Origin of the sequence: Anaeromyxobacter dehalogenans 2CP-C (assembly GCF_000013385.1) — a bacterium.
GTDB classification, from domain to species: domain Bacteria; phylum Myxococcota; class Myxococcia; order Myxococcales; family Anaeromyxobacteraceae; genus Anaeromyxobacter; species Anaeromyxobacter dehalogenans_B.
Map to the genome: position 1 here is coordinate 405,962 of NC_007760.1, position 22,677 is coordinate 428,638.

General features: G+C 74.5%; 22 protein-coding genes and 1 tRNA gene. 11 read left to right on the plus strand and 12 right to left on the minus strand.

The window, feature by feature from the left end:
• Positions 1-99: 99 nt before the first annotated feature.
• Positions 100-1,314, plus strand: coding sequence for a hypothetical protein (locus ADEH_RS01780; protein WP_011419405.1), 1,215 nt, complete (start codon positions 100-102; stop codon positions 1,312-1,314).
• A 101-nt stretch (positions 1,315-1,415) separates the two neighbouring features.
• Positions 1,416-1,994: a DJ-1/PfpI family protein gene (locus ADEH_RS01785; protein ID WP_011419406.1), complete on the plus strand. Its 579-nt coding sequence runs from the start codon at positions 1,416-1,418 to the stop codon at positions 1,992-1,994.
• On the opposite strand, the gene ADEH_RS01790 is transcribed toward ADEH_RS01785, so the two are convergent.
• Entirely contained in the window at positions 1,984-2,601 is a 618-nt protein-coding gene (locus ADEH_RS01790; RefSeq protein WP_011419407.1) for an alpha/beta fold hydrolase, read from the minus strand. The two genes, ADEH_RS01785 and ADEH_RS01790, sit on opposite strands and share 11 nt — an antisense overlap.
• A 320-nt stretch (positions 2,602-2,921) precedes the next feature.
• Here ADEH_RS01790 and ADEH_RS01795 point away from each other — a divergent pair, with 320 nt between their 5' ends.
• Both ADEH_RS01795 and ADEH_RS01800 read left to right on the plus strand, forming a co-directional pair.
• Positions 2,922-3,755, plus strand: coding sequence for a helix-turn-helix domain-containing protein (locus ADEH_RS01795; protein ID WP_011419408.1), 834 nt, complete (start codon positions 2,922-2,924; stop codon positions 3,753-3,755).
• A gap of 261 nt (positions 3,756-4,016) precedes the next feature.
• Entirely contained in the window at positions 4,017-4,442 is a 426-nt protein-coding gene (locus ADEH_RS01800; protein ID WP_011419409.1) for a ribosome-binding factor A, read from the plus strand.
• A gap of 16 nt (positions 4,443-4,458) precedes the next feature.
• On the opposite strand, the gene ADEH_RS01805 is transcribed toward ADEH_RS01800, so the two are convergent.
• The 3 genes from ADEH_RS01805 to ADEH_RS01815 all read right to left on the minus strand — a co-directional run bounded on the left by ADEH_RS01805 (position 4,459) and on the right by ADEH_RS01815 (position 6,805).
• Positions 4,459-5,445, minus strand: a complete 987-nt coding sequence (locus ADEH_RS01805) for a YeiH family protein (RefSeq protein ID WP_011419410.1) — start codon at positions 5,443-5,445, stop codon at positions 4,459-4,461.
• Positions 5,446-5,521: 76 nt separating this feature from the next.
• A complete protein-coding gene (locus ADEH_RS01810) occupies positions 5,522-6,445 on the minus strand; it encodes a LysR substrate-binding domain-containing protein (protein ID WP_011419411.1) in 924 nt (307 codons plus the stop codon).
• Between the two features lie 36 nt (positions 6,446-6,481).
• On the minus strand, positions 6,482-6,805 hold the full coding sequence (locus ADEH_RS01815; protein WP_041453261.1) for a hypothetical protein: 324 nt from the start codon (positions 6,803-6,805) through the stop codon (positions 6,482-6,484).
• A gap of 605 nt (positions 6,806-7,410) precedes the next feature.
• Here ADEH_RS01815 and bla point away from each other — a divergent pair.
• The 3 genes from bla to ADEH_RS01830 are packed head-to-tail and all read left to right on the plus strand — an operon-like array spanning position 7,411 to position 8,934.
• The gene (gene bla / locus ADEH_RS01825; protein ID WP_011419413.1) at positions 7,411-8,187 is read left to right on the plus strand and encodes a subclass B1 metallo-beta-lactamase; all 777 of its coding nucleotides are present in this window, start codon (positions 7,411-7,413) and stop codon (positions 8,185-8,187) included.
• A gap of 43 nt (positions 8,188-8,230) precedes the next feature.
• Positions 8,231-8,368 (plus strand): hypothetical protein, encoded by a 138-nt coding sequence (locus ADEH_RS23055; RefSeq protein WP_157061333.1) that lies wholly within the window; start codon positions 8,231-8,233, stop codon positions 8,366-8,368.
• Positions 8,353-8,934 (plus strand): DUF4304 domain-containing protein, encoded by a 582-nt coding sequence (locus ADEH_RS01830; protein ID WP_041453263.1) that lies wholly within the window; start codon positions 8,353-8,355, stop codon positions 8,932-8,934. The genes ADEH_RS23055 and ADEH_RS01830 overlap by 16 nt, the downstream gene beginning before the upstream one ends.
• Positions 8,935-8,942: 8 nt before the next feature.
• On the opposite strand, the gene ADEH_RS01835 is transcribed toward ADEH_RS01830, so the two are convergent.
• From ADEH_RS01835 to prpR, 3 genes are all read right to left on the minus strand, one after another.
• Entirely contained in the window at positions 8,943-9,404 is a 462-nt protein-coding gene (locus ADEH_RS01835) for a hypothetical protein (protein WP_011419415.1), read from the minus strand.
• 119 nt (positions 9,405-9,523) lie between these two features.
• Positions 9,524-9,599, minus strand: a tRNA-Gly gene (locus ADEH_RS01840).
• A gap of 79 nt (positions 9,600-9,678) precedes the next feature.
• Complete coding sequence (gene prpR / locus ADEH_RS01845; RefSeq protein ID WP_011419416.1) at positions 9,679-11,634, minus strand: propionate catabolism operon regulatory protein PrpR; 1,956 nt, start codon at positions 11,632-11,634, stop codon at positions 9,679-9,681.
• A gap of 304 nt (positions 11,635-11,938) precedes the next feature.
• Here prpR and ADEH_RS01850 point away from each other — a divergent pair, with 304 nt between their 5' ends.
• From ADEH_RS01850 to ADEH_RS01865, 4 genes are all read left to right on the plus strand, one after another.
• Complete coding sequence (locus tag ADEH_RS01850; protein WP_011419417.1) at positions 11,939-14,326, plus strand: 3-hydroxyacyl-CoA dehydrogenase/enoyl-CoA hydratase family protein; 2,388 nt, start codon at positions 11,939-11,941, stop codon at positions 14,324-14,326.
• 45 nt (positions 14,327-14,371) lie between these two features.
• On the plus strand, positions 14,372-15,544 hold the full coding sequence (locus ADEH_RS01855; RefSeq protein WP_011419418.1) for a thiolase family protein: 1,173 nt from the start codon (positions 14,372-14,374) through the stop codon (positions 15,542-15,544).
• A 44-nt stretch (positions 15,545-15,588) separates the two neighbouring features.
• Positions 15,589-17,364 (plus strand): acyl-CoA dehydrogenase family protein, encoded by a 1,776-nt coding sequence (locus ADEH_RS01860; RefSeq protein WP_011419419.1) that lies wholly within the window; start codon positions 15,589-15,591, stop codon positions 17,362-17,364.
• An 81-nt stretch (positions 17,365-17,445) separates the two neighbouring features.
• Positions 17,446-18,141 (plus strand): sulfite oxidase-like oxidoreductase, encoded by a 696-nt coding sequence (locus tag ADEH_RS01865; protein ID WP_011419420.1) that lies wholly within the window; start codon positions 17,446-17,448, stop codon positions 18,139-18,141.
• Positions 18,142-18,168: 27 nt separating this feature from the next.
• Here ADEH_RS01865 and ADEH_RS01870 read toward each other — a convergent pair whose 3' ends face one another.
• The 5 genes from ADEH_RS01870 to prfA all read right to left on the minus strand — a co-directional run bounded on the left by ADEH_RS01870 (position 18,169) and on the right by prfA (position 22,648).
• Positions 18,169-18,552: a zf-TFIIB domain-containing protein gene (locus ADEH_RS01870; RefSeq protein ID WP_011419421.1), complete on the minus strand. Its 384-nt coding sequence runs from the start codon at positions 18,550-18,552 to the stop codon at positions 18,169-18,171.
• A 112-nt stretch (positions 18,553-18,664) separates the two neighbouring features.
• On the minus strand, positions 18,665-19,330 hold the full coding sequence (gene hisG, locus ADEH_RS01875) for an ATP phosphoribosyltransferase (RefSeq protein WP_011419422.1): 666 nt from the start codon (positions 19,328-19,330) through the stop codon (positions 18,665-18,667).
• Positions 19,330-20,598: a UDP-N-acetylglucosamine 1-carboxyvinyltransferase gene (gene murA / locus ADEH_RS01880; protein ID WP_011419423.1), complete on the minus strand. Its 1,269-nt coding sequence runs from the start codon at positions 20,596-20,598 to the stop codon at positions 19,330-19,332. Before murA ends, hisG begins: the two co-directional genes overlap by 1 nt.
• Positions 20,599-20,678: 80 nt before the next feature.
• Complete coding sequence (gene prmC / locus ADEH_RS01885) at positions 20,679-21,539, minus strand: peptide chain release factor N(5)-glutamine methyltransferase (protein ID WP_011419424.1); 861 nt, start codon at positions 21,537-21,539, stop codon at positions 20,679-20,681.
• Positions 21,536-22,648, minus strand: a complete 1,113-nt coding sequence (gene prfA / locus ADEH_RS01890) for a peptide chain release factor 1 (RefSeq protein WP_011419425.1) — start codon at positions 22,646-22,648, stop codon at positions 21,536-21,538. Before prfA ends, prmC begins: the two co-directional genes overlap by 4 nt.
• Positions 22,649-22,677: the final 29 nt, after the last annotated feature.

Here is a 22,677-nt window from a genome sequence, read left to right on the forward strand (position 1 = left end):
GAGGCGCGCCGGTCGTCCCGCCCGCCGTGCGCTGGTGTGCGTCAACCGCGCCCGCACGCTCCGTGGACGGCGCGCGCGGCCCCATGCTCTATCCGGCGCATGCGATCCGACCGGAACCTCGGCACCCAGGCCCGCCGCGACGGCGTGTGGCCGCGCACCTACCGCCTCGAGCCGCGGTGGCGCGCCGCGCTCCACGGGTTCGGCGCGCTCGCCCTCGTGGCGGCGGTGGCTGCCTCGATCGCGTCGCTCCGGGGCGGGCCGCCCGGGTTGCTGGTCGCCGTGGCGCTCGGCTTCGGCGCGCTGAGCGCGTACCTCGTCGCCGTGGCGCGCGTCGAGCGGCTCCTCCTGCACGCCGACGGCGTGGAGGTGATCGCGGTCGGCCGGGCACCGCGGCGGCTCCGCACCGACCAGATCGCGGGGCGCCGCACCATCCCGCTCCAGTACGGGATGGAGAAGCTCGTGCTGGAGCGGCGGGAGCGCGGGGCGAAGCCGCTCTCCCTGACCTTCCAGTTCGAGCGCGACGCCGCGCTCGACGCGTGGCTCGCGTCGATCCCGGACCTCGACGCGGCGGACCGCGCCGGCGCCGAGGCGGCGCTGCTGGCCTCGGCCGAGCTGGGGGCCGACGAGGCGGCCCGCCGCTCCGCGCTCGCCCGGTCGCACCAGCTCGCCAGGGCGCTGAAGGGCGTCGCGATCGGGGTCGCGGGGTGGGGGCTGCTCTTCCCGCGGCCCTACCCCGTGGTGATCGCCGCGCTGGCCGCCATCCCGCTCGCCACGATCGCGCTCGTGGTGGCCGGCCGCGGCCGCTACGCGGTCGAGGAGCGGCGCAACGAGGTGCGGCCCGGCGTCGGGGTGCCCGTCTTCGCGCCCGGCGTGGTGCTCATGCTCCGCGCGCTCCTCGACTACCAGGTGGTGGACGTCTCGCCGATGCTCGCGTGGACCGGCGCCGGCGCGGTCGCGCTCACCGCGCTGCTGGTGCGAGGCGACGCGGCGCTCCGGCGCCGCTGGTTCGTGCCGGTCCTGATCGTCGCGCTCGTGGCCCCGTATCCCTGGGGGGCGCTGAACGCCGCCGACGTGCTGCTCGACCGCGCGCCGGCCGAGGTGCACGAGGTGCCGGTGCTGCACAAGCACGTCTCGAGCGGCAAGCACACGAGCTACGACCTCCGGCTGCCGCCGTGGGGACCGATCGCGGAGGCGCAGGAGGTGGACGTGGGCCGGGAGCTGTACGGCGCGGTCGAGGTGGGCGACGTGGTCTGCGCGCACCTGCGGCCCGGCGCGCTCGGCGCGCGCTGGTTCGTCGTAGACGTCTGCGACTGAAGGCAACCGGCCCCTCCGGGCCACGCCCTTCGGCCACGCCCCGGCCGCGCCGTTGAGCGGCGCCGCGCCCGCGGCTATGCGGGTCGGACCGGAGGTCGGCCATGGCGAAGAAGATCCTGATGCTGGTCGGGGACTACGTCGAGGACTACGAGGTGATGGTGCCGTTCCAGGCGCTGCTGGCGGTCGGCCACGCCGTGCACGCGGCCTGCCCGGGCAAGAAGGCGGGCGAGAAGGTCCGCACCGCGATCCACGACTTCGAGGGCGACCAGACGTACAGCGAGAAGCGCGGCCACGACTTCGCGCTCAACGCCACGTTCGACGAGGTGCGGGCGCTCGACTACGACGCGCTCTGCATCCCAGGTGGCCGGGCGCCGGAGTACCTGCGGCTCGATGCCCGGGTGCTCGAGATCGTCCGGCACTTCGCGGAGGCCTCGAAGCCCATCGCCGCCATCTGCCACGGCGCCCAGATCCTCGCGGCGGCGGGGGTGGTGAAGGGCCGGCTCGTATCCGCCTATCCGGCGTGCGCGCCCGAGGTGCGCCTCGCCGGCGGCGAGTACGCGGAGATCGCGATCGACGCAGCGGCGGTGGACCGCAACCTCGTCACCGCGCCCGCGTGGCCCGCGCACCCGCAGTGGATCGCGAAGTTCCTGCAGGTCCTGGGGACGCGAATCACCACGTAGCGCCGGCCAGGTGCCGGCGGATCGCGGCCGCCACGTCGTCCGGCCGCTCGTTCGCGAACGCGTGGGTGCCGCCCGGGAACACCTGCAGCGTGGCCCCAGGGATGCGCGCCTCGAGCAGGCGCCCCACCGCGAGCGGGCTCACCGGGTCGGCGTCGCTCCACAGGAGCAGCGTGGGCGCGGCGATCTCGCCGAGCCGCGCGGTGCGGTCGCTCCGGTCCTCCACGAACCAGCGCGGCACGCCGGGCAGCGACGCGAGGTACTCCGGCCGCCAGTCGGCGGCGCCGGTGCCGCGTAGGTCCACGCCCCCCGAGGTCGCCACGAGCACCAGCCGGTCCACACGCTCCGGGTGCTCGAGCGCGAGCCGTACCGCCAGCGCGCCGCCCATCGACTGCGCGACGACGTGGCTCCGGCCCGGCGGCAGCCGCGCCAGCACCCACGCGAACAGATCGCCGGTGGAGCGGATCGCGGGATCCGGCGGGCAGCCGCCGAACCCGGGGTAGTCGAGGCGGAGCGCCGGGCCGAGGTCGGCGAGCCGCTCGGCGACCGGCGCCCAGAACGCGGACCGGCCGCCGGCGCCGGGGAGGAAGACGAGCGAGGGCCTGATCATCGCGACGCGAGTGTAGCCGCGCCTCCCCGCGCCCGCCCGCGGAACGGGCGGGGGAGGCGGCGATCCTCACGCGGCCGCCGGCGCGCGGTCCAGGAACCCGTACACGTGCCGGATGCGGCCCTCGCGGACGAGCGCCACGTCGAACCCGATCACCGGGGGCGCGGGCGCGCCGGCCGGCCGGGCGGCGATGGGAAACGGTTAGGCCGCGGGTGGCGGCGCCGCGATGACGTGCGAGGTCATGCCGGCTCCGCGCCGCGGGTGGGCGGGCCATGACGTCCGAGGTCATGGTGGGACCGCGGCCCCGCGGTTAGCTTCCCCGCATGCATGCCCCGCCCGCCCCCACGGCCCCCGCCGGCGTCGGCCCGCTGCTGCGCGCCTGGCGCACCGCCCGCGGCAAGAGCCAGCTCGCGCTCGCCCTCGAGGCCGGCGTGTCGAGCCGCCACCTGAGCTACCTCGAGAACGGGCGCTCCACCCCGAGCCGGGAGATGGTGCTCGACCTCGCCGAGGTGCTGGGCGTCCCGCTCCGGGAGCGGAACGCGCTGTTGCAGGCGGCCGGCTACGCGGCGGTGTTCCGCGAGACGCCGCTCGACGCGCCGGACCTGGCCGAGGTGCGGCGCGCGCTCCTGCACGTGCTCGAGGCGAGCGAGCCGAACCCGGCGCTCCTCGTGAACCGGCGCTACGACGTGCTGCTCGCGAACGGCGCCGCGGTGCAGCTCATCTCGCACTTCGCGCCGGCCTGGCGCGGGCGCAACAACGTGGCGCTCATGCTCGTCTCGCCGGACGGCCTCCGCCCCTCGGTCGAGAACTGGGCCGAGGTGGCGGGCCACGTGCTGCACCGGATGCGCGACGAGCTGTCGGCCATGGCCGCGCGCGACCCGGACGACGAGCGGCTGCTCCGGGTGGCGCTCGAGGCCGAGCCCGAGCTACGCGCCGCGCCGGGGGCGTCGCCCGGACCGGCGATCCTCGTGCCCATCCGGCTCCGCCGCGGCGACCTCTCGCTCGACCTCTTCACCACCATCACCACCGTCGGCACGCCGCTGGACATCACGCTGCAGGAGCTCCGCATCGAGACGCTGTTCCCGGCGAGCGCGGCGGCGCGCGAGGCGCTCGCGCGCGTCCGCGAGGCCGCCGAGCGGGAGGAGGACGCCGGGTGACGCAGCGTGAAGCCGCTTGACGCGGGCAGGGCCCCTGGGATATCCGTCCGCCCTTCTCACGATCGGTGCTCGCGCCGGAGGAGGTGTCCCATGAAGCTGGAGCTCGTCGCCCACCCGGGATGCCCCTCGGAGCGCGCCTAGCCGACTCGACCGTTCCCGGACGACGGGTCCTCGCTGCGCGCGCTCCTCTCCGAAGCGCTGCGCCCAGGCATGTCCACGCGATCGCGCTCCCGCGGGAGCGCGCGCCAGGAACCCGTCGTGATGACCCCAGAACGCCCGAATCGCCCCGGCGCGCCCGCGCGCGCCACCCCGTCCACCCCGCAGCCCGCCGCCTCCGCGGCGGACGCGGCCGCCCTCCGCGCCGAGCGCCTCGAGCGCATCCTCCTCGCGCTGTTCCGCTCGGTGGTGCGCGAGGAGTCCACCGACCCCGGGCTCACGGGCGTGGACCTCGTCGCGCTCCGCCTGTCGCAGGACGGCGCGGAGGCGCGCATCGGGTACGCGCTCGAGGTGCCGCGCGGCGAGCGGCAGGGAGCGGAGCGCGAGGCGGCCGAGGCGCTGGCCCGCGCCGCGCCGCTCCTGCGCGCCCGGCTCGCCGAGGTGATCGAGCTGCCCACGCTGCCCTCGCTCACGTTCGCGCTCGAGCGCGTCCGCGAGGTGCCGCGCGCGGCGCGGGCCGGGGCGGCGTGATCCCGTGGTGCCCCTGTCAGAGGTGCACGAGGCCGGTCCGCACCGCGGCGAGCGTCGCGGTGCCGACCGCGATCCAGAGCGCGACCGCCATGGCGAGGGCGCCGGCCCCGACCGAGCGCAGCGCCTGGCGGGAGAGCCCGAGGCCCACCAGGAACAGCGTCAGCACCAGCGCGCGGCGCCCCGCCTCGGCGGCGAGCAGCCCGGCGGGACGCAGCGCGGGCAGGAACGTCGCGAGCGCGGCCACCGCCACGAAGCCGAGGATGAACCAGGGCGGGCGCGCCGACGTCGCCGCCCCGCCGCCGCGCGCGCGCCGCGCCACGATCCCGATGGCGAGCGTCACCGGCACGATCCAGAGCGCGCGGGCCAGCTTCACGGTGGTCCCGACCGCGAGCGCCTGCGGGCCGTAGGCGAGCGTCGCGCCCACCACCGAGCTCGTGTCGTGGATGCCGAGCGCCGCCCACAGGCCGAACGCCGGCTCGCCGAGGCCGGCGGCGTGGCCGAGCAGCGGGAACACGAGCAGCGCGGCCGAGTTGAGCAGGAACACCGCGCCGAGCGCGATCGAGGTCTCGTGCTCGTCCGCCCCGACCACCGGCGCGACCGCGGCGATGGCGCTCCCGCCGCAGATGGCCGTGCCGACCGAGATGAGCGCCGCGGTGCGGGCCTCCACCCGCGCGGCGCGGGCGAGGAGCGCGCCCAGCGCCAGGCACGCGGCGATGCTGACGAAGGTGTAGCCCACGCCGCGCGCCCCGACGTGCGCCACGACGCGGAGGTCCATGGCGCCCCCGAGCGCCACCACCGACAGCGGCAGGAGCCGGCGGGCCAGCGCGCGCGTGGTGGGGGCGTACGGGTTCCCGGTCGAGAGCGCGAGCGCGACGCCGGCGGTGAGCGCGAGCGCCGGGGAGACGTGCGGGAGGGCGACGCAGGCCAGGCCCAGGGCCGGCACGAGGAAGGACGCGATCGATCGCGCGGGCGGGGTGCGGGGCTCGGAGGTGGGCCGTTCCATGCGGCGGGAACCTAGTCGCTCGGCGGCCCGGCGGCCCGCCGGGATTTCCGATGGGGCATCGGCGGCGCCGCGGGGCTCACGGGAACCAGGCCGGGCGCGACGCCCCGGCGGCGAGCCGCTGCGCCTCGCGCAGGAAGCGGCCCGCGATCCCGGAGACGCCACCGGCCGGCAGCGCCCACGAGAACGCGCGCTCGATGCGGAGGCCGTCGAGCGGGAGCGCGCGCAGCGCGCCGGTGGCGAGCTCGGTGCGGATCGCCCAGCGCGACAGGAAGCCCACGCCCAGGCCGAGCTGGACCGCCGCCTTCACCGCGTCGTTCGTCCCGAGCTCGAGGTCGGCGTGGCGCCGCGTCCGGCGGACCCCCGCGCGCCGGAGCGCCTTCTCCACCACGGCGCGGGTGCCCGAGCCGACCTCCCGCCACACGATGGGCACGCGGTCCAGCTCGGCGAGGTGGCGCAGGCGGAGGAGCTCGGCCGGCGCCGCGCTCGACGCCGCCGCGACGATCTCGTCCTGCGCGAACGGCTCGAGGCGCACGTGCGGCGCGCGGGAGAGCCCCTCCACCAGGCCGAGCGGGACGGTCCCCTTCGCGAGCCAGCCGAGGACCGCGTCGGTGTTGCCGACGTCCACGCGCACCGCCACGCCCGGGCGCGCGCGGCGCAGCTCCGCGAGGAGGTGCGGGACCACCCACGCCGCGGTCGTCTGGCTCGCCCCGAGCACGAGCGTGCCGCCCTCCTCCGCCTCGCGGTCCATCGACGCCTCCGCCGCGCGCAGCGCCTCGTCCACGCGCTGCGCGTGCTCGAGGAGCCGCTGGCCGTCCGCGGTGAGGTGGACGCCGTGGGCCGTGCGCAGGAGCAGCGGCCGTCCGCACTCCCGCTCCAGCTCGCGGATCTGCTCCGAGAGCGCGGACGGCGAGAGGTGCAGCGTGCGCGCGGCGACCGAGATGCGGCCGGCGAGCGCGACCTCGCGGAAGGACTGCAGGCGGCGCGGATCGAGGCGGGACATCCGGGCAGGGTAGCGGATCCGGCGCCGCGCGCGGGCTCAGCGCGCGGCGGGGGCGGCTGGCTCGGCGGCGGCTGGCGCCGGCGCGGACAGCGAGAGCACCGGCCTGCAGATCTCGGACACCTCGGTGCCCTCGCGGAAGCTCACGCAGGTGACCACCAGGCGCGTCCCGCGGACGACCTGCTCGGCGCCGACGACGGTGGGCGGCTTGCCCGTCGCGTTCCGCAGGACGCGGCAGGTGGCGGCGAGCCCCTCGACCGTGCACGCCTGCGTCCGGCGCTCGAAGCCCTGGATCGGGAGCCTGGACAGGAGCGCGTCGAGGACGCCCTCCCGCCCGTCGGGGACGCCGATCCACGTGAGCACCGCCTCTCGCTCGCACTGGATCGATCCGGAGCCCGCATGGTCGCGAGGCTGGCGAGCAGCACCCGGCAGCGCTCCTCGGCGCCTGCGAAGGCCTGGCACGTGAGCCCCCGCTTCGCGGGCGCACGATCGGCGGTGGCCATGAGCAGCACGCGGCCGTCTGCGCTGCGGAGCCGCGTGGTGGGCAGCGAGGACCCGTCCGCCAGCTCCACCTTCGACGCGCCCTCCTCGACCGGCTGCGGCGCCACGGCCCTGAACCCCGCGATGATGCCGCGGACGTACTCGTCCCCGGCGCCCGGGCCGAGGTCGCGCAGCGAGAAGCGGACGTCCGGGCACTCCACCGTGAGCGCCGTCGCGTCGCGCTCGAGGACGATGCACTGGGCGAGTCCGGGAGCGCTCGCCGAAGATGTTGCGTCGGCGGCGGTCGGGATCGAGGCTGCGGCCAAGGACGCGAGCGCGAGCGCGAGGTGGGTAGGCGAGGGCGTGCCGCCAGTGAACCACTTCACGCAGGGCGCGTCCAAGTCGCACGGCGTCGTACAGGCCGCGCGCCGCGACGGACCCGACTCGGCGCTTCCGCGCCGTGCCGGACGCAGGTAGCGTTCGCCGCCATGCGAACGCTGCTCGCCATCGCGCTGGCGCTCCTCCCGACCGTGGGCCTTTCCGACGTGACCGGCGAGGCGGAGACCGACCTCGGCCAGCGCGTGTGGGTGCGGCCCATCTCGAAGGACGCCTGGCTCATCCGGTCGGTGAGCCCGATCGAAGGGTGGGGCGACGTCGAATCGAACGCCGTCCTGGTGGCCGGCGCCGCCGAGTCGGTGCTGATCGACACGCCGGCCACGGAGGCGCAGACCGCGCCCGTGCTCGCGTGGGCCGCCGACACGCTGCGCCGGCCGGTGCGGCACCTCGTCGTCACGCACTGGCACGCCGACCGGATGGGCGGGATCGGCCTGGCCCGGCCGCGCGGCATCCGGACGTACGCGCTCGGGAAGACGCGCGCGCTCGCGCGGCGCCACGGCCTGGTGGTCCCGGAGCGCGAGCTGCGCCCCGAGGAGCGGCTCGTCCTCGCCGGCGTGAAGGTCGAGACCTGGTACCCCGGCCACGGGCACACCGCCGACAACCTCGTCGTGTGGCTCCCCGCGGACCGGCTGCTCGTGGGCGGGTGCTTCGTGAAGGCGGCGGAGGCGACGACGCTCGGGAACCTCCAGGAGATCGATCCGGTGCAGTGGGCGAAGGGCGTCGCCGCCACCGACCGTCGATATCCCGAGGCTCGGACCGTCGTCCCGGGTCACGGTGCGGCCGGCGGTCCCGAGCTGCTGCGCCACACCGCGGCGCTGCTCCGGGCGCACGCGGGCGGGCGCGGCAATGAGGGCGCGCGGGGCAGGTGAGCCGGGCTGCCGTCGAGCCAACGCTCCGTGAGAGGATGCGGGCGTGTACACGCTCCGCTGCACCGGCAAGCTGCTGAAGCGCCTCGGCCCCGTCACCGAGCTGGCACGCGAGCCGCCCACCACGCTCCTCGGCGACGCGCCACGGCAAAGACGCCTGCGCAGCAGTTGCTCGACGAGGTGATCCGGAACGGGCTCGCGCCGATGCTGAAGGCGCTTGGCTTCCGGAAGGCGGGCCGCACGTTTCGCAGCGCCGCGCCCCGGTGCGTGCTCGTCGTGAACGTGCAGGCGAGCCACTGGAGCACCCGCGACGCGCTGCAGTTCACCGTCAACGTGGGTGCGTTCTACATCGGCTTGAACGACGTCCTGCAGCGCGGCACCTGGCCGAGCCCCAGCACCTCGGGTCCCACTGAGTACCAGTGCCACGTTCGCCAGCGGCTGGGGCGCCTCACGCCCGCGCAGCGCGACGTATGGTGGGACCTGAAGGTCGGAGCGCCCTGGACTCAGGTCTCGGTGGAGGTCACCGAGGCGGTGCGCGAGCACGGGTTGCCGTGGCTCCGAGCGATGACGGATCTCGACATGGCACGGAGCCATGCCGAAGCGCGCAGCGGTCCTCACATCGCCGCGGGGCTCGCCCTGCTCGCGGGGCGTCGCGACGAGGCCACGCGCATCGTGGTCGTGGCGACGGAGTCGGGCGCAGATCGAGGCCAGCTTCGCCTCTGGGCGCGGCAGGCCGACCTGATCCCCTGAGGCGTGGCTCAGCCGCGCTCGATCGCGGCCCGCAACGTCTCCAGCGCCGCCCGGACGTCGCACCGGAACGGCGCGGTGAGGAGGGCGGCGGCGAAGCCGACGGTTGTGGTTCCGGCCACGAGCGCGAGGACGATCCCCGCGACACCGGACGCGAGCCCGCGCAGGTTCGCCACGGCCGCATACGAGAAGAACGCGAACCAGACCCCCAGGAACGCGGCGAGCGCCCACCGGAGCCGGAAGCGGAGCCGGACGACCGAGCCGCCCCCGGCGGTCGCGATCTCGCCGAGTACCACTGCATGCGGCCGTCCGACGTTCCGCACGAGCTCGAACCGCCGCCCCTGGAGCTTCCCGCGGAACGGCCGCTGCGGTGCCGTGTGCCCCTGGGTCACCAGGTCCGCGAGCCGGGTCACCAGCTCCTCGGGGGTCGCCGTCGAACGAAGCTCGGTGCGGTCGATGGGGAGGAGCTTCATCTCGGATGGCCGTCCCGCGGGTCCGGGGTGATCGGGTCGTACGCTGGGTGCACACCATACCCCACCGGTGCCGAAAAACGAAACGCCCGGGGTCGCCGGGCGTCGGGTCCATCGAAGATTGGAGCGGGAAACCGGATTCGAACCGGCGACCCTCAGCTTGGGAAGCTGATGCTCTACCAACTGAGCTATTCCCGCGTCGCGACCCCGTTTTTGCCGTGAAGGCGGGCGGGAGTCAAGGAGATCGGCGGCGCGCTCGGGACGGGGCGGTCGGCGCCTACGCCCGGACCCTCCCGAGCTTGCGGTAGAGCGTGGTCCGGCCGATGCCGAGCCGGCGCGCTGCCTCGGCCTGGTTGCCGCCGCACTCCGCCACCGTCCGCTCGATCAGCGCCCGCTCCTGGGCGGCGCGCGCGGCGCGCAGGTCGATGGGCGCCGGCGCGGGCGGTTCGACGGGCGCGGGGGCGCGCGCGGCCGACTCGGAGACCTCCGGCATCACCGCGGCGAGCTCCTCGTCCGTCACGCGCGCGCGCGGATCGCGGTCCGCGAACAGCACCGCCACGCGCTCGAGCACGTTCTCGAGCTCGCGGACGTTCCCGGGCCAGAGATGGCCGCGCAGCCGCGGCAGCACCATGGAGAGCGCGCGCCGGTGCGCGTCGGCGGCGTCGTGGCGGAGCAGCGCGCGCTTCAGCAGGTCGGAGGCGATGAGCTCCACGTCTGCCTCGCCGCGCTCGCGGAGCGGGGGCAGGTGCAGCGGCAGGATGTCGAGCCGGTAGTAGAGGTCCTCGCGGAACTCGCCGCGCGCGATGGCCTGGCGAAGGTCGCGGTGGGTGGCGGCGATGACGCGCACGTCCACCGGGGTGGGGTCGTTGCTGCCGAGCCGGAGCACCTGCCGCTCCTGCAGCACGCGCAGCAGGCGGGTCTGGAGCGTGACCGGCACGTCGCCGATCTCGTCGAGGAACAGCGTGCCGGTGTGCGCCGCCTCGAACAGGCCGGGGCGGCCGCCGCGCCGGGAGCCGGTGAACGCGCCCTCCTCGTAGCCGAAGAGCTCGGCCTCGAGCAGCGTCTCGGGGAACGCGGCGCAGTTCACTGCCACGAACGGACGATCGCGCCGGCGGCTCGCGCCGTGGATGCCCTGCGCGACCATCTCCTTGCCGGTGCCGCTCTCGCCGGTGATGAGCACGGTCGCGTCGGTGCGCGCGTACCGGCCGGCGAGCTCGCGCAGGCGCACCATGGCCGGCGAGTCGCCGACCAGCCCGGAGAGCGCGTAGCGCGCCACGAAGCGCGGCGGGCGGTGCGTCGAGCGGAGCCCGCGCTCGAGCCGCTGGATCAGCGGGGCGGGCTGGCAGGTGAGCACCGCGCCGCGCAGGACGCCGTGCTCGTGCAGCGGGAACCGGCTCACCACCGCGGCCGAGACGCCGATGCGCTGCACCGTCTCGATCTCCGGCGGGCCGCCCTCCAGCACCGGGCCGATCGCGAGCTCGGGCGCGACGGCGGAGAGCCTGCGGCCGTGCACCTCGGCCGCGGTCACGCCGAGCAGCCGCTGCAGCGCCGGGTTGATGGCCTGGATGCGCTCCTCGGTGTCCACCGCCACCATTCCGACCTCGAGGTGCTGGAACATCGCCTGGAGGTGCGTGCGCCGTGACCCCTCGACGCGCGCGATGCGCGACACCTCGGCGGCCTGGCGGATCGCCTCCTCCAGCGAGTCCTGCCCGTAGAGCAGCACCGCGCGCAGCCCGGCGCGCTCCGCCACCGAGCAGATGGGCCCGGGGCCGACGATCACCTTGAAGCCGCGCGCGGAGAGGTCGTCCACCGCGGCCTGCCCCTCCTCCGGCGTCACGTAGGGCCGCTGCTCGATGACCGTGTCGTCGATGAGGTGCACGCCCTCCAGGCCCGCGACGGTGCGCCGGAAGTTCACCACGCCGATGCGCTTCGACAGCTTGCGCGCCTGCACCAGCGCCTGGAGCGCGTCCACCGTCGAGGCGGTCACCACCACCACCGGCACGTCGGCGTGGTCGCGCAGGTAGGCGCCGTTCGTGCCGGCGGCCACGAACGCGTCCACCTCCTCGCCGGCCTGCCGGAGCTCGCGCGCGACCTGGAGCGCCTCCTCGAAGCCCTTGTCGAAGACCCGGACCTCGGCGACGTCGGCCATGAGCGGCGCCACGCTCTCGAACACGTGCCGGAGTCGGCTCGTGCTGAACGCCCAGACGATGGGGCGGCGGTCGGCGGGGGTCATGACGGCTCCTCGCGAAACGACTCTGGGTCAGGACGAAACGACTCTGGGTTCGGGAGAGGCGGGCGCGGTGTACCGGCGAGTGTACCGAAAACGGAACGAAGCGCGCCAGTAGCGGAACGGAGCGGAACGGATCGGGAGGCGGGACCCGGCTGGGGAGTGTACGTTGATTCGCATGTCAACCCGCCGCCTTGGCCGCTCGGCTGGAGGCGGGCGATGACGTGGTGCGGCACGTGCAACTTGTGCGCGTCGGCGCGGCGGCCGGCAGGGGCCGCGCAGCGGACGCGAACGCACCACGGAGGCCACGATGGACCGGATCGAGCGGGTGGCGGTGCTGGGGTCGGGCGTGATGGGCAGCACCATCGCCGCGCACCTCGCCAACGCGGGCTTCGGGGTGCTGCTCCTCGACATCGTCCCGAAGGAGCCGAACGCCGAGGAGAAGGCGGCCGGCCTGGGGCTCGACAGCCCGGTGGTGCGGAACCGCCTCGCCACGGCGGCGCGGGCGGGCCTCGAGAAGCTGAAGCCGGCGCCGCTCTACCTGCCGGCGTACGCGTCGCGCATCGAGGTCGGCAACCTCGAGGACGACCTCCCGCGCCTCGCCACCTGCGACTGGGTGGTCGAGGTGGTGCTCGAGAACCTCGAGGTGAAGCGCCAGCTCCTCGGGCGCATCGCCCCGCACCTCAAGCCGACGGCGGTCCTCACCACGAACACGAGCGGCCTCTCGGTGAACGCCATCGCCGACACGCTGCCCGAGGCGCTCCGCCCGCGCTTCCTCGTCACCCACTTCTTCAACCCGCCGCGCTACATGCGGCTCGTCGAGATCGTCTCGAGCCGCCACACCGACCCGGCCGTCGCGGCGGGCATGGCCGAGCTCATCCGCGTGCGCCTCGGCAAGGGCATCGTCACCGGCAAGGACACGCCGAACTTCGTGGCGAACCGCATCGGCGTGTTCGCCATGTGCAACGCGATCCGGCACATGGTGGAGCTCGACCTCACCGTCGAGGAGGTGGACGCCATCGCCGGCCCGCCCACCGCGCGCCCGAAGAGCGCGACGTTCCGCACCGCGGACCTGGTGGGCCTCGACACGCTGCTGCACGTGGCGAGGAACTCCTACGAGCTGCTGCCGGGCGACTCGCGCCGCGAGGAGTTCAAGCTCCCCGCGTTCCTCGAGCAGATGGTCGCGAAGGGGATCCTCGGCAACAAGTCGAAGGGCGGCTTCTTCCGCAAGGAGAAGGGCGAGGGCGGCGGGCTCTCCTTCTACGACCACCGCAAGGGCGAGTACGTGCCGGCCGCGAAGCCGCGCAGCGCCTCGGTGGAGGCGACGAAGGGGATCGACGACCCGGCCCAGCGCCTGCGGGCCGCGCTCGGCGGGAAGGACAAGGCCGCGGAGCACGCCTGGCGCAACCTGCGCGACACGCTGCTCTACGCGTTCGAGCGAATACCGGAGATCGCCGACGACGTGGTGAACGTGGACGCGGCCATGCGCTGGGGCTTCGGCTGGGACCTCGGGCCGTTCGAGATGCTCGACGCGGTCGGCGTCCCGGCGTTCGTGGCGCGAGCCGAGAAGGACGGCGTGGCGGTGCCGGAGCGGCTCCGCGGCATCGAGCGGTTCTACGTCGAGGAGGGCGGGCGGCGCCGCTACCTCGATCTCGCCGGCGGCGGGGGGTATCGCGACGTGCCGCGCCCGGCCGACCAGATCGACCTCGCGGTGCTGGAGAAGTCGGGGGCGGTGGTGGAGCGGAACGCGGGCGCCTCGGTGCTCGACCTCGGCGACGGCGTCTTCTGCCTCGAGTTCCACACCAAGATGAACGCCATCGGCCCGGACGTGCTCGCCATGGTCCACAAGGCGGTGGCCCGCGCCGAGCGCGACGGCCAGGCGCTCGTCGTCGCGAACCGCGGCCAGCCGGCGTTCTCGGCCGGCGCGAACCTGATGCTCATCGCGGTGGCCATCGCCGAGGGCGCGTTCGACGAGATCGCGCTCACCATCCGCGCGTTCCAGAAGGCGATGATGGCGCTGAAGTACGCGCGGGTGCCGGTGGTGGCGGCGCCGCACGGGCTGGCGCTGGGCGGCGGCTGCGAGGTGTGCCTGCACGCCACCGCCATGAACCCGCTCGCCGAGACGTACATGGGGCTCGTCGAGATCGGCGTGGGGCTGCTCCCCGCCGGCGGCGGCACCAAGGAGATGGCGCTCCGGGCCATCCGCCTCGCCGAGAAGTACGAGGTGGACGCCTCGCCGTTCGTGTTCAAGCACTTCAACACCGTCGCGCTCGCCAAGGTGAGCGCCTCCGCCGACGAGCTCGTCGCCATGGGGATGCTCCGCGAGGGCGACGCGGTGACGCTCTCGCCGGACCGGCTGGTGCACGACGCGAAGCAGAAGGCGCTCGGGCTGGCCGCGAACTTCCGGCCGGGCACGCCCGCCACCGGCCTGCGCGCGCCCGGCCGCGGCGCGGCGGCGAGCATCGCCTCCCAGCTCTGGAACATGCGCATGGGCGGCTTCATCACCGAGTACGAGGAGCAGCTCGGCCGCACCATCGCCGGCGTCATGACCGGCGGCGACGTGCCGGCGGGCACGCTCGTCACCGAGCAGGACCTGCTCGATCTCGAGCGCGAGGCGTTCCTGAAGCTGTGCGGCGAGCGGAAGACGCTCGAGCGCATCCAGCACATGCTGAAGAAGGGCAAGCCGCTCCGGAACTAGCGGTCGAACCGGCGTCGAGCGCGCGAGCGCGAGAGGAGACCTGGAATGAGCGCAGCCTACGTCCTCGCAGCGGTGCGGACCCCCGGGTGCAAGGCGAAGAAGGGGAAGCTGAAGGACGTCCGCCCGGACGACCTGGCCGCGGTCGCCATCCGCGCGCTGCTGGCGCGGACCGGCGTCGAGCCGGGGCAGGTGGAGGACGTGATCCTCGGGTGCGCGTTTCCCGAGGGCGAGCAGGGCATGAACCTCGGGCGCGTCGCGGCCCTCCGGGCCGGGCTGCCGGTGGGCGTGCCGGGCCAGACGGTGAACCGGTTCTGCGCCTCGGGTCTCCAGTCCATCGCCACCGCCGCCGAGCGGATCATGGCCGGCCAGGCCGACTGCATCGTGGCGGGCGGGGCCGAGAGCATGAGCCTCGTGCCCATGGGCGGCTCGCACTTCAGCGCGAACCCGTCGCTGGTCGCCTCCTGGCCGGAGTCGTTCGCGGCCATGGGCATCACCGCCGAGCTGGTGGCGGCGCGCGATCACGTCAGCCGCGAGGACCAGGACGCGTTCGCGGTCGCGAGCCACGCCCGCGCCGCGCGGGCGCAGGCGGAGGGCCTGTTCGCGGACGAGCTCGTCCCGGTCGAGGTCGAGCAGGTCACCGTGGAGAAGGGGAAGGCGGTGCGCCGCACCGAGCAGGTCACGGCCGACGACGGCGTGCGCCCCGGCACCAGCCTCGAGGCGCTCGCGCGGCTGAAGCCCGCGTTCAAGATCGACGGGACCGTCACCGCGGGCAACGCCTCGCAGACCACCGACGGCGCCGCGGCCGCGCTGGTCGTCTCCGAGGCGTTCCTCTCCCGCACCGGCCTCGCGCCGCTGGCGCGCTTCGTCTCGTACGCGGTGCGCGGGGTGCCGCCGGAGATCATGGGCATCGGCCCGGTCGAGGCGATCCCGGCGGCGCTGAAGCGGGCCGGCCTGCGCGTCGAGGACGTCGGGCAGATCGAGCTGAACGAGGCGTTCGCGGCCCAGTCGCTCGCCTGCATGCGCGCGCTCGGGCTCGACCCGGCCAAGGTGAACCCCACCGGCGGCGCCATCGCGCTCGGGCACCCGCTCGGCTGCACCGGCGCGAAGCTCACCGCCACGCTGCTGCACGGCCTGCGGCGGACCGGCGCGAGGCACGGGATCGTGTCGATGTGCGTGGGCGGCGGGATGGGCGCGGCGGCGGTGTTCGAGCGCGCCTGACGGGCGCGCGGGCGGCTCACGGAACGCGACGAGGAGGACGGACCATGGCGAAGCTGTTCAAGGGCGCGGAGTACCTGATCTCCGAGGCGACCAAGGACGACGTCTTCACCCCGGAGGACTTCACCGAGGAGCAGCGCCAGATCGCCGAGACCGCGGAGCAGTTCGCCGAGACCGAGGCGCTCCCGGCCGAGCACGCGCTCGAGCAGCACGAGCCCGGCGTGGCCGCGGCGCTCATGCGCAAGGCGGGCGACGCGGGCCTGCTCATGATCGACGCGCCCGAGGCGTACGGCGGGCTGGCGCTCGACAAGGCCACCAGCATGCTCGCCGCCGAGCGGATGGGCATGGGCGGCGCGTTCTCGGTCTCGTACGCGGCGCACACCGGCATCGGCACGCTCCCGCTCGTCTACTACGGGACCGACGCGCAGAAGGACCGCTACCTCACGAAGCTCGTCACCGGCGAGTGGGCGGCCGCGTACTGCCTCACCGAGCCGGAGGCGGGCAGCGACGCCATGGGCGGGAAGGCCACCGCGACGCTCTCGCCGGACGGGAAGCACTACCTGCTCGACGGCACCAAGCAGTTCATCACCAACGGCAGCTTCGCGAACCTGTTCACCGTGTTCGCGAAGGTGGACCGCAAGCACTTCACCGCCTTCCTGGTGGAGCGCACCTTCCCCGGCGTGACGGTCGGCCCGGAGGAGAAGAAGCTCGGCATCAAGGGCTCCTCCACCACCTCGGTGATCTTCGAGAGCGCGAAGGTGCCGGTCGAGAACGTGCTCGGCGAGATCGGCAAGGGGCACAAGATCGCCTTCAACGTGCTGAACGTGGGCCGGTTCAAGCTGGGCGCCGCCGTCACCGGCGCGGCGAAGCTCGCGCTCGCCACCGGCGCCGCCTACGCGAACGCCCGCAAGCAGTTCGGCACCCCCATCGCCCGCTTCGGCGCGATCCGCGAGAAGCTCGCCGACCAGGCCGCCGGCGTGTACGCCTCGGAGTCGCTCATCTACCGCCTGGCCGGCCTCATCGACGACCGGCTCGCCACGATCCCGGCGGAGCAGCCCGGCTACTACGAGGCCTACCAGCAGGGCATCGAGGAGTACGCGATCGAGTGCGCCATCGCGAAGGTGTTCTGCAGCGAGGTGCTCGCCGACGTGGTGGACGAGGTGGTGCAGATCCACGGCGGCTACGGCTTCATCCAGGAGTACCCGGCGGAGAAGTACTACCGCGACGAGCGCATCAACCGGATCTTCGAGGGCACCAACGAGATCAACCGCCTGCTCGTGCCCGGCACCATCCTGCGCCGCGCGCTGAAGGGCGAGCTGCCGCTGCAGCGCGAGGTCATGAAGGCGATGGACGCCCTCATGAACCCGTCGCTCGACGAGGTGGATCCGGCGGTGCCGTTCGCGGCCGAGAAGGCCACCGTCGCGAACCTGAAGCGCGCGTTCCTGGTGGTGGCCGGCGCCGCGGTGCAGCGGTACGGCGAGGCGCTGAAGGACGAGCAGGAGGTGCTGCTCGCGCTCGCCGACGTCGCCATCCAGGCGTTCGCCGCCGAGAGCGTGGTGCTCCGCGCCGAGAAGACCGCGTCCACGCAGCCCGAGGCGCGCCGGGCGCTCGCCGCCGCCGCGGTGAAGGTGCACACCTTCGCCGCCGCCGAGAAGGCCGCCACCGCCGCCCGCCGCGCCGCGTTCTACGTGGGCGAGGGCGACACGCTCACCATCCTGCTCGGCGGCATCCGCCGCTTCTCGAAGTACGACGCGGCGGGCCTGCTCCAGGCGAAGCGGCGCCTCGCCGACGCCGTGCTCGAGACCGAGAAGTACCCGTTCTGATCTCACGAGGGCTGCGCGGCGCGCCGGGGCGGGCTACGCTTCGGCGCGCCGGGCCCGCGGCGGCCCGGGGAAGGGCACCCGGTGGACGACCAGCAGCGGCGGATCGCGGAGGGCGTGGCGCTCCTGCGCGCGCGCTTCGACGAGAAGATGAAGGCCACCCCGTCGCTCGCGGACGCGAGCCCGCAGGGCGACGGGCCGGCGAACCGCCACGGCATGCCGAAGGAGCCGCCCGGCCAGAACGTCTTCGAGAAGCACGAGTGGCCGGTGATGGACCTCGGCACCGGGACGCCGGACGTCGCCCCCGAGCGCTGGCGGCTCGTGGTGGACGGCGCGGTGGAGGCGCCGCTCGAGCTCTCCTACGCCGACCTGCTGGCGCTCCCGCAGGTGGACGAGGAGGCCGACTTCCACTGCGTGACCGGCTGGTCGATCCTCGACGTGGCGTTCCGCGGCGTGCGGCTCGAGACCGTGCTGGCGCTGGCGCGGCCCACCGGGGCGGCCACGCACCTCATGGCGCACTCCGCCGACGGCTACTCCACCAACCTGCCGCTGGAGGAGGCGCTGAAGCCGGACGTGCTCCTCGTGCACGCCGTCGAGGGCCAGCCGGTCGCGCGCGACCACGGCGGCCCGGTGCGGCTGGTGGTCCCGCAGCTCTACGCGTGGAAGGGCGCGAAGTGGCTCACGCGCCTCGAGGTCATGACGCAGGACCGCCGCGGCTACTGGGAGATCCGCGGCTACTCCAACACCGCGTACCCGTGGCGCGACGACCGGACCTGGTGAGCGGGGGCCCGCGCGCGCGGGCGCCGGCTACTTCTTCTTCGCGAACGCCTTGAAGAACGCGACGACCTGCGAGGTGGCGCCCTTCCAGTCGAGCTCCGCCGCCGGCTCGTCCTCGGTCCCGTCCACCCAGATGCCGCCGCAGGACTCGCAGGTGTCGTAGGCGAGCGAGCGCTTCTCGCCCCCCTCGACGACGACCAGGTCCACGTTGCAGGCCGGGCACATCCCCGAGATCTCGTCCGCGTTCACGTACCCGCCGAGCGCCGACAGCGCCGGCAGGTTGGCGTGCAGCAGCACCTTGTTGAGATCGGCGGCGTCACCCACCCAGATGCCTCCGCACTCGGCGCAGCGCTGGACTGCGCTGTCCTCGTGGGCGATCTCGTTCAATTCGACGCTGCACCGCGGGCAATCCATGACGTAGCGGGTCCTCCTCGGACCGGTGACACGACGGGTTGGGATCGGGGTTTCAAGCGAGGGCCGGCTCTTGCCGAGTCCTGGTCATACTAGGCAGAAGCCGTGCCACGTTTCAACGGGCTTCGGCGTCCGCGGCGGCGACCGCGGCGCGCAATGCCTCGATCAGGAGACGCAGCCGTTCCGGGTGGAGCTTCAGGGCCACCCGGTTCACCACCAGGCGGGCCGACACCTCGAGGACCTTCTCCTCGATGACGAGGCCGTTGGCGCGCAGCGTCTCCCCGGTCTCGGTGATGTCCACGATGGTGTCGGCGAGCCCGAGCGAGGGCGCCACCTCGATGGACCCGTGCAGCGGGATGATCTCCGCGGGCACCCCCTTGGCGGCGAAGTGCCGGGCGGCGAGCGACAGGTACTTCGTGGCCACGCGCGGCGCGACCCCGCGCGGCAGCGGCCGGGCGCCCTTCGGGCGCGCCACGATCACGGTGCAGCGGCCGATCCCCAGGTCGAGCGGCTCGTAGAGATCGCGCGGCTCCTCGCGCAGCACGTCGAGCCCGACGATGCCGACCTCGGCCGCGCCGTGCTCCACGTAGCTCGCCACGTCGCCGGCGCGGATCGAGATGAAGCGCAGGCCGGCCTCGGGGGCGTCGGCCGCCAGCTTGCGCGTGCCCTCCAGCAGCTTGCGCGGCGAGACGCCGAGCGCCCGCTCGAACAGCGCCGAGGACTCCTGCAGGAGGCGCCCCTTCGGCACCGCCACCGTGATGAGCTCGCTCGTGCCCGGCATCAGCCTCTCACCCTCCGGATGCGCGCCCCCAGGGGCGCCAGCTTCTCCTCGATCCGCTCGTAGCCGCGGTCGAGATGGTACACGCGCAGCACCTCGGTCGTCCCGGTCGCCGCGAGGCCGGCCAGCACCAGCGCCGCCGAGGCCCGCAGGTCGGACGCCATCACCGGCGCGCCGGACAGCTCCGGCACCCCCTTCACCATGGCGACGCGCCCGTCCACCTCGACGTGCGCGCCCAGGCGGATCAGCTCCTGGACGTGCATGAAGCGGTTCTCGAACACGGTCTCGGTGATGCGCGAGGTCCCGTCCGCGAGGCAGAGCAGCACCATGAGCTGCGCCTGCATGTCGGTGGGGAACCCGGGGTGCGGCGCCGTCCGCACGTCCACCGGGCGCGGGCGGCCGTCGCCGATCACCCGCAGGCCGCCCTCGACCTTCGTCACCTCCGCGCCGACCGCGCGCAGCTTCTCGACGAGCGCCTCCTGGTGCGCCGCGACGCAGCCGCGGACGGTCACGTCGTTGCCGGGCAGCGCGCCCGCCACCAGGAACGTGCCCGCCTCGATGCGGTCCGGGATGACCGCGTGCGACAGCGGCCGCAGCGACGGGACGCCCTCGATCCAGATCTCGTCGGTGCCGGCGCCCTCCACCAGCGCGCCCATGGCCACGAGCGCGTCGCCGAGGTCCTTCACCTCCGGCTCGCGCGCGCAGTTGCGGAGCACCGTCTCGCCCTCGGCGAGCGCCGCCGCCATCATCACGTTCTCGGTGCCGGTGACGGTCTGGGCGTCGAAGGTGAAGACCGTGCCGCGGAGGCGGCCGCCGGGCACGCTGGCGTTCACGTAGCCGTGCTCGAGCCGGATCTCGGCGCCGAGCGCGGTGAGCGCCTTCAGGTGCTGGTCGATGGGGCGGGCGCCGATGGCGCAGCCGCCGGGCAGCGACACGCGCGCCCGGCCGAGGCGCGCGAGCAGCGGCCCGAGCACGAGCACCGAGGCGCGCATCGTCTTCACGAGCTCGTAGGGCGCCTCGGGCGTCACCGCCGCCGGCACGCGCAGCCGGACCGTGCGCCGATCCCCCTCGCCGCGGACGACCTCGCAGCCCATGTGGCCGAGCAGCTTGCCGAGCGTGCGCACGTCGGCGAGGTCGGGGACGTTCCGCACCTCGTGCTCGCCCTCGGCGAGCAGCGCGGCCGCGATGACGGGCAGCGCGGCGTTCTTCGCCCCGGAGACGTCCACGCTCCCGCGGAGCGGGACGCCTCCCTCGATGACGATCTTGTCCAACGATGGCTCCTTCGGCGTCCGGGAACGGGATCGCCCGGACGGTGCTGCGTGCAAGCGGGGTGCGAGCGGCGGCGCGGATTCTACGCGGCGCCCGCCAGGCGCGCCACCGTGAGCCTGGGCAGGCCGGCCAGGTCCGGCCGCGCCTCCGCCCGCTCGAACCCCGCCTCCCGGCAGAGCCGCGGCAGGACGTCCAGGTGGCGCTCGTGCATCTCCAGCACGAGCGTGCCGCCGGGCACGAGCCGGGCCGGCGCGCCCTCCACGATGCGCCGGAGCAGGTCGAGGCCGTCGGGGCCGCCGTCGAGCGCCAGCCGCGGCTCGCGGCGCACCTCCCGCGGGAGCGTGTCCAGCTCGCCACGCGGGACGTAGGGCGGATTGGACACGATCACGTCGAAGCGCTCGCCCTCGCGGAGCGCCGCCCACAGGTCGCCCTGGCGCAGGTCCACCGCCGCGCCGAGCGCGCGCGCGTTCTCCTCGGCGACCACGAGCGCGTCGGCGGAGAGGTCGGTCGCGACCACCCGCGCGCCGGCCCGCTCCAGCGCGAGCGACACGCCCAGGGCGCCGGACCCGGTGCACAGGTCGAGCGCGGCCCCGCCCTCCGGCAGCGCGTCCCGCGCCGCTTCCAGCACGAGCTCGGTCTCGGGCCGCGGCACCAGCACGCGCGCGTCCACCCGGAACGGCCGGCCGTAGAAGTCGCGCCGGCCGGTGAGGTAGGCGGTGGGCTCGCCCTCGCCCCGGCGGCGCACCAGCTCGCGGAACGCGGCCAGCTCCGGCGCGCCGAGCGGCTTGTCGAAGTCGAGGTAGAGCCGCATCCGCTCGCAGCGCAGCGCGTGCGCGAGCAGCAGCTCCGCGGTGAGCCGCGGCGCGTCCACGCCCTTGCGGCCGAAGAACTCCTGGGTCCAGGCGAGGAGGCGGAGCGTCGTCCAGGCCTCGCCCTCGCTCACGCCCGCCGCTCCGCCGCCCCGGCGTCGCCGCGCGACGCCTCGCGCAGCGCCTGGGCGGCGTAGAACGTCCGGCAGGCGTCGATGACGTCCTGCACGTCGCCGTCCATCACCGCGGGCAGGTTGTGGCGCGTGTAGTTCACGCGGTGGTCGGTGAGCCGGTCCTGCGGGAAGTTGTAGGTGCGGATCTTCTCCGACCGGTCGCCGGTGCCCACCTGCGACTTGCGGGTCGCGTCGCGCGCGCTGCGCTGCCGCTCCTGCTCGATCTCGAACAGCTTGGCCCGCAGCATCTTCATGGCCATGGTGCGGTTCTTCAGCTGGCTCTTCTCCTGCTGGCACTTCACCACGATGCCGGTGGGCTTGTGGGTGAGGCGCACCGCGGAGTCGGTGGTGTTCACCGACTGGCCGCCCGAGCCGGTGGAGCGGAACACGTCCATCTCCACGTCGGCCGGGTTCACCTGGACGTCGATCTCCTCCGCCTCCGGCATGACCGCCACGGTGACGGTGGAGGTGTGGATGCGCCCCTGCGCCTCGGTGGCGGGCACGCGCTGCACCCGGTGCACGCCGGACTCGTACTTGAGCGAGGAGTAGACCGCGTCGCCCGAGACGGTGAGCGTCGCCTCCTTCACGCCGCCCAGCGCGCCGCCCGAGGTGTCCATCAGCTCGACGCGCCAGCCGCGGCGCTCTGCGTAGCGGACGTACATGCGCATGACCTCGGCCGCGAACAGGCCCGCCTCGTCGCCGCCCGCGCCGGCCCGGATCTCGACGATGACGTCCTTCTCGTCGTTCGGGTCCTTCGGCACGAGGTACAGCTTCAGCTGCTCCTCCGCGGGCTCGACCTGCGGCCGCAGCTGCGCCAGCTCCTCCTTGGCGAGCTCGCGCAGCTCGGGGTCCTTGTCGCCGAGCAGCGCCTCGTTGCCCGCCACGTCGTCGAGCAGCTTGCGGTAGGCGCGCAGGGCGGTGACGGTCTGCTCGATGGAGGCGCGCTCCTTCGCCACCTTCCGGAACCGGTCGCCGTTGCCGGCCACGGCCGGGTCCGAGAGGAGCTGCGTCAGCTCCTCGAACCGCTGCTCGATGGCCTCGAGCTTCTTCAGGACGTCGGGGGACAGCATGGGGGGGACTTCTTACCGTTTCCTCGCGG

What these genes read in the sequence shown, in the direction of transcription:
- ADEH_RS01780 (WP_011419405.1), top strand. Translation starts at nt 100, where the DNA reads ATGCGATCCGACCGGAACCTCGGCACCCAGGCCCGCCGCGACGGCGTG.
- ADEH_RS01785 (WP_011419406.1), top strand. Translation starts at nt 1,416, where the DNA reads ATGGCGAAGAAGATCCTGATGCTGGTCGGGGACTACGTCGAGGACTAC.
- ADEH_RS01790 (WP_011419407.1), bottom strand. Translation starts at nt 2,601, where the DNA reads ATGATCAGGCCCTCGCTCGTCTTCCTCCCCGGCGCCGGCGGCCGGTCC.
- ADEH_RS01795 (WP_011419408.1), top strand. Translation starts at nt 2,922, where the DNA reads ATGCATGCCCCGCCCGCCCCCACGGCCCCCGCCGGCGTCGGCCCGCTG.
- ADEH_RS01800 (WP_011419409.1), top strand. Translation starts at nt 4,017, where the DNA reads ATGACCCCAGAACGCCCGAATCGCCCCGGCGCGCCCGCGCGCGCCACC.
- ADEH_RS01805 (WP_011419410.1), bottom strand. Translation starts at nt 5,445, where the DNA reads ATGGAACGGCCCACCTCCGAGCCCCGCACCCCGCCCGCGCGATCGATC.
- ADEH_RS01810 (WP_011419411.1), bottom strand. Translation starts at nt 6,445, where the DNA reads ATGTCCCGCCTCGATCCGCGCCGCCTGCAGTCCTTCCGCGAGGTCGCG.
- bla (WP_011419413.1), top strand. Translation starts at nt 7,411, where the DNA reads ATGCGAACGCTGCTCGCCATCGCGCTGGCGCTCCTCCCGACCGTGGGC.
- ADEH_RS01835 (WP_011419415.1), bottom strand. Translation starts at nt 9,404, where the DNA reads ATGAAGCTCCTCCCCATCGACCGCACCGAGCTTCGTTCGACGGCGACC.
- prpR (WP_011419416.1), bottom strand. Translation starts at nt 11,634, where the DNA reads ATGACCCCCGCCGACCGCCGCCCCATCGTCTGGGCGTTCAGCACGAGC.
- ADEH_RS01850 (WP_011419417.1), top strand. Translation starts at nt 11,939, where the DNA reads ATGGACCGGATCGAGCGGGTGGCGGTGCTGGGGTCGGGCGTGATGGGC.
- ADEH_RS01855 (WP_011419418.1), top strand. Translation starts at nt 14,372, where the DNA reads ATGAGCGCAGCCTACGTCCTCGCAGCGGTGCGGACCCCCGGGTGCAAG.
- ADEH_RS01860 (WP_011419419.1), top strand. Translation starts at nt 15,589, where the DNA reads ATGGCGAAGCTGTTCAAGGGCGCGGAGTACCTGATCTCCGAGGCGACC.
- ADEH_RS01870 (WP_011419421.1), bottom strand. Translation starts at nt 18,552, where the DNA reads ATGGATTGCCCGCGGTGCAGCGTCGAATTGAACGAGATCGCCCACGAG.
- hisG (WP_011419422.1), bottom strand. Translation starts at nt 19,330, where the DNA reads ATGCCGGGCACGAGCGAGCTCATCACGGTGGCGGTGCCGAAGGGGCGC.
- prfA (WP_011419425.1), bottom strand. Translation starts at nt 22,648, where the DNA reads ATGCTGTCCCCCGACGTCCTGAAGAAGCTCGAGGCCATCGAGCAGCGG.